5 protein-coding genes are annotated in these 5229 nt (G+C 41.6%); all 5 read left to right on the top strand.

Features of this window, described 5'->3' with window-relative positions:
• Window positions 1-823: ankyrin repeat domain-containing protein (locus WB217_RS17355; protein ID WP_423994541.1), on the top strand; the 823-nt coding region annotated here is incomplete at its 5' end.
• 24 nt (window positions 824-847) lie between these two features.
• Window positions 848-1279 carry an RDD family protein gene (locus tag WB217_RS17350; protein WP_423994540.1) on the top strand — a complete coding sequence of 144 codons (432 nt, stop codon included), beginning with the start codon at window positions 848-850 and terminating at the stop codon, window positions 1277-1279.
• A gap of 98 nt (window positions 1280-1377) precedes the next feature.
• Window positions 1378-2352 carry a glycerophosphodiester phosphodiesterase family protein gene (locus tag WB217_RS17345; protein ID WP_423994539.1) on the top strand — a complete coding sequence of 325 codons (975 nt, stop codon included), beginning with the start codon at window positions 1378-1380 and terminating at the stop codon, window positions 2350-2352.
• A 21-nt stretch (window positions 2353-2373) separates the two neighbouring features.
• Window positions 2374-3345: a multidrug resistance efflux transporter family protein gene (locus WB217_RS17340; protein ID WP_423994538.1), complete on the top strand. Its 972-nt coding sequence runs from the start codon at window positions 2374-2376 to the stop codon at window positions 3343-3345.
• A gap of 332 nt (window positions 3346-3677) precedes the next feature.
• On the top strand, window positions 3678-5225 hold the full coding sequence (locus WB217_RS17335; RefSeq protein WP_423994536.1) for a phosphoenolpyruvate carboxylase: 1548 nt from the start codon (window positions 3678-3680) through the stop codon (window positions 5223-5225).
• Window positions 5226-5229 lie beyond the last annotated feature (4 nt).

Raw genomic sequence — 5229 nt, 5'->3', positions numbered from 1 at the left:
CAATTATTCTGCTGCTAAAAACAGTTTGACAATCCTGGCCATTGGTAAAAAAATGTACACGAAAGTCAACAGAGCTGAATACCTTGACCAGATTAATAACGAGAAAGGATTTTTTGTCTGGTTAGCTGAGGTGTTATCGACACATCCACCGTTGCCGAAAAGGATTAACGAAATAAGTGTGTTCTTTGGCGAAATGGACCAAGTTTTCATTCACAATAAAAAATCGAAGGCACCTATTGTATTCGCTGCTGCTTCATTTCTTCTTATTGCAGTTTTAGGTGCTGGCGGCTATTACGCAATTAAATTATTTGACACTGAATCTTATTTAAACGAAGAAGAAGGGTGGATGGCAGAGGGGGACGAATCTCTTCTGATTGAAGCTGTTGTCGATGGAGATCTGTCTAAAACGAAAAAGTTGATCGAGAATGGCGAAGACATCCACACTATAGATTATAATGGTTATACCCCTTTAGATTGGGCTATCAAGGACGGCAATGAGCAAATGGTAAAACTCCTCCTTGAACTGGACGCCGATCCGAACTTTGAAACTGATTATGGAATGACTCCTTTCATGACTGCTGCAGAAGCAGGGAATCCATCCATGATTAAACTCCTGCACGAGGCAGGCGGTGATCCTTCCTACCAGGAAACGAGTGGAGGCTACACGGCGCTTACTTATTCTGTATTTAGCGGGAATCTAGAAGCAGTTAAACTATTACTTAATATGGGTGCAAACCGCGACACCAAAGATTATTCGGGAATGACTGCAAGAATGCACGCCTTGCAATCAGGCGAGCAGGAAATTGCAGATATATTAAAATAAATTGAAACAACAGGAGGAAAACTTATGAACAGACCTGCAGGATTTTGGGTAAGGGTAGGGGCAGCCATTTTAGACGGAATAATTATCGGAATACCGATTGCCATCATCAGTTATTTAGTGACAGGTAATGCGGAGGACAGTGGTATCTCATCTACTCTCAATCTTCTGTACACTCTCCTTGTTCCTGTCGTATGGTCAGGATATACAGTCGGCAAGAAAATCGTCGGCGTCAGAATCGCTAAAGTCAATGGAGAAAAGATTGGGTTTGGAACGATGCTGATGCGCACAGTGGTATCTGGCCTTGTATATCTTATAACTTTGGGGATCGGTGTCATCGTCAGCGCGTTTATGGTGGGACTTCGCCAAGACAAAAGAGCGATTCACGATTTTATTGCAGGAACTTATGTAACATATGAAAAACCAAATGATGTTAGCCTGGAAAAGAAGGTAATGTAAGGAAAGACGTCTGGCGATGCCAGGCGTTTTTTCTATAGGAAAACCTGGTGATTTACAGACAATTAATATGATATATTGAAAAAGATTGGAGGCCACAAATGAAATTTTTAAAACGAAAAATAACAATCCTTCTGTTGATTATCGTCATGTTCGCTTTCCTCAACAATACAAACCTATTTTCATCTAATAAACAGAAGCCACTCTTGCTAGCACACAGAGGAGTTGCCCAGACCTTCAAAATGGAAGGAATTACTGGAGACACATGTACAGCTGAACGCATACATAAGCCTGAACACGATTTTCTGGAAAATACAATCCCTTCAATGGAGGCAGCATTTAAAGCAGGAGCAGATATCGTAGAGCTCGATGTCCAACCCACCAATGATGGTGAATTTGTTGTATTCCATGATTGGACCCTGGATTGCCGTACGAACGGCAAGGGGGTTACAAGGGAGCATAGCCTTGCTGAATTGAAGGTGCTGGATATCGGTTATGGTTACACGGCTGACGAGGGAAAAACCTATCCGTTTCGTGGTAAAGGGATTGGTTTGATGCCTACGCTCGACGAAGTGTTAAAAACATTTTCAGGAAAAGAACTGCTGATCCATGTTAAAAGCAATGACCCTGAGGAAGGAAGGCAGCTGGCTAATTACCTGAAGCATTATCCTGAAAACACTGTAGAACATATTTCTGTATATGGTGGCGACCAGCCTGTAGCTGCATTAAAGGCAATGTTGCCGAACACCCGTGTTATGTCAAAAGAGTCATTGAAAAGCTGTTTATTGCCTTACATAGCTGCCGGCTGGACTGGTTATGTTCCAGGAGCCTGCAAGAAAACCCAGCTGCACATCCCGGAAAAAGTCGGTCCATGGCTTTGGGGATGGCCGGAAAAGTTTGTGGCTCGAATGGATAAAAATAATACAAGAACAATCATAGTTGGCGGAAACGGCATGGACTTCTCAACAGGATTCGACACAATTGAAGACCTTGAGCGTCTGCCAGAAGGTTTTTCAGGTGTCATCTGGACAAACAAGATTCAAAACATCGCTCCAAAGGTTAGAAGCGATCATTAACATTAAGAAAGAGGTGAGAGAATGGGACCAATACTGTTAGGCATTTTAGCAGCTTTCTTTTTTGCGTTCACTTTCGTGTTGAACCAGTCGATGGAATTATCAGGCGGAAGCTGGATATGGAGTGCTTCATTAAGGTATTTATTTATGGTTCCATTCCTGATGGCCATTGTGATGGCCAGGAAGAACTTCATACAATTAATCCAGGAAATGAAAAAGAATCCGGGATCATGGCTGCTATGGAGCTTTGTTGGCTTTGGTTTATTCTATGCACCATTGACTTTTGCAGCAGCCTATTCACCAGGCTGGCTGATTTCAGGAACCTGGCAGATCACGATTATCTCTGGTGCCTTGCTTGCACCCTTATTTTATAAAACGATTCAAACACACCATGGAGTGATACAAGCGCGGGCTAAAATACCTTTTAAAGGTCTGAGCATGTCACTGATTATTCTGTTGGGCATTATCCTTATGCAACTGGAGCATACAAGTCAAATTCCGCTGAAAGTGACGTTGATGGGCGTAGTACCCGTTTTGATCGCCTCCTTCGCATACCCATTAGGCAACCGCAAAATGATGGAGGTTACAAACGGAAGTCTGGATGCCTACCAGCGAGTTTTGGGAATGACGCTTGCAAGTCTGCCATTCTGGATTATTCTGTCATTATTTGGGCTGTATACCGAAGGACCGCCAACTTTGAATCAAAGTATACAATCCCTCCTGGTAGCAATTAGTTCAGGAGTGATCGCCACTGTTCTGTTTTTTAAGGCAACAGACCTTGTAAGGAGAGATATGCAAAAGCTGGCAGCTGTAGAAGCCACCCAGGCGATGGAGGTTTTGTTCGCTCTGGCTGGTGAAATCGCCATCTTATCAATCGCCCTTCCATCAGTACTATCATGGCTGGGCATCATGATCGTAATGGCCGGGATAGCCTTGCATAGTTATCAATCTCATAGGAAAAAAAATACGCAGGTTAAGAATCGAGCAAGCGCCTAAATCATAGTTTTAAAAAAGATATGAACTTCCTTAGATAAAAGAACAGTAGTAGCAGTTGATTACTTGAAAAACAATTTTTATAACGGCTTCCCTTTATGGGAAGCCTTTTCATTAAGTGTTTTTGATTTAACTAAAAACATAAGGTTGGATAATTAAAGCACTAATTCGTACACTTATTGAGAAGGCTGGATTAGTTACGTGTCAAAGAGGGTACTTTTTAATAAGATTTACAAAAACTCAAACAAAGAATATGCATAATATTTCACATTGTTTGCATTTTTATGTTATATTAATATTTAAAAAATTCTCACTAGTCTTAGGAAGGTGACATAATGACATCAGGAATCGAAGTGAATGACAGCAGCTTGCCATTGCGCAGGGATGTAAAGATGCTTGGAAACATCCTTGGGGACATTCTAGTTTACCATGGCGGAGTGGAGCTGTTTGAAAAAGTAGAGAAGATCAGAGCTATGTGCAAAGCGCTAAGGAATGACAATGACAGCGAAACCTATACAGAGTTGAAAGATGAAATTGCTAAATTGTCAGTTCCTATGCGTACAAATATAATCCGCGCCTTTTCGGTCTATTTTCACCTAATAAATGCAGCTGAACAAAATCACCGTATCCGTCGGCGCCGTGACTATTTAATGAAATCTGAAATCAGTGCCCAGCCTGGTTCCATTGAAGCGGCTATCCTATCATTAAAGGATAATCACATAACCTCAGACATTATCCAGGATGTACTTAATACCATTTCTTTGGAATTAATTATCACTGCACATCCGACAGAAGCAACTAAGCGTTCCATATTGGAAATACAAAAAAGGATCGCTGACATTTTGAAAAGCCTGGATAATCCAATCCTGTCAAAAAGAGAACGAGAAAAGGTTGAAGAAAGCTTGTTTAACGAAGTTTCTGTCCTTTGGCAGACAGATGAATTGCGCGACCGCAAGCCTACTGTAATCGATGAAGTGAGAAATGGACTTTATTATTTTGATCAAACACTTTTCGATGTATTGCCTGAAATTCATCAGGAGGTTGCAACAAGTCTGAAAGCACATTATGCTGAGCACGAGTGGGATGTTCCGCACTTTCTGCGATTTGGCTCATGGATTGGCGGCGACAGGGATGGCAATCCAAACGTTACACCTGAAGTCACGTGGGAGACATTGCAGCGACAAAGGAGACTTGTATTGAAAAAATACAAGGCAGTTCTTGTAGATTTAATGAAACGTTTCAGCCAATCTACAACACGTGCAGCTGTTAGTGATGAATTAAAGCAATCTGTTATGCAGGACGAAGAAAAATACCTTACCGAGGATCAAAAGTGGACAATTGAAGGTGAGGTTTATCGGAGGAAATTTGCTATCATTCTGGAAAGGCTCAGACAAGCAGGGAAATCTGAACTAGGTTATCATTCTTCAGAAGAAATGCTAGAAGACCTTATGATCATCAAGCGAAGCATCTATCTCCATCATCCTGCTCACCATGAGCTGAAAACCTTGCAAAAGCTTATAAGCCAGGTACAGCTTTTTGGTTTCCACCTTGCTACGCTTGACATCCGCAACCATAGTGGTGAACACGAAACCGCTATCGCGGAAATCTTTAGGAAGGTTGGAATCACTAAAGATTATCCATCCTTATCAGAAGATGCGAAACTGGATCTTTTAAAGAAAATTTTAGCCGATCCACGGCCGTTGCTGTTACTTCACGATGATTATTCAATTGAAACACAGGAAATGCTAAATACATTCAAAATGATCAAACGAGCACATAATGAATTTGGAAAACGCTCCATCACAGTATACCTTGTAAGTATGACCCAATCGGCAAGTGATCTGCTTGAAGTACTAGTACTGGCAAAGGAAGCAGGCATTTAAAGGC

Source organism: Mesobacillus sp., from assembly GCF_049588175.1.
Classification (GTDB): Bacteria; Bacillota; Bacilli; order Bacillales; family Cytobacillaceae; genus Mesobacillus.
This window is presented reverse-complemented; position numbering and strand designations above follow the sequence as displayed.

Bases quoted from the DNA above. Each gene is read 5' to 3' on its own strand.
- WB217_RS17350 (WP_423994540.1), top strand. From the start codon at position 848: ATGAACAGACCTGCAGGATTTTGGGTAAGGGTAGGGGCAGCCATTTTA.
- WB217_RS17340 (WP_423994538.1), top strand. From the start codon at position 2,374: ATGGGACCAATACTGTTAGGCATTTTAGCAGCTTTCTTTTTTGCGTTC.
- WB217_RS17345 (WP_423994539.1), top strand. From the start codon at position 1,378: ATGAAATTTTTAAAACGAAAAATAACAATCCTTCTGTTGATTATCGTC.
- WB217_RS17335 (WP_423994536.1), top strand. From the start codon at position 3,678: ATGACATCAGGAATCGAAGTGAATGACAGCAGCTTGCCATTGCGCAGG.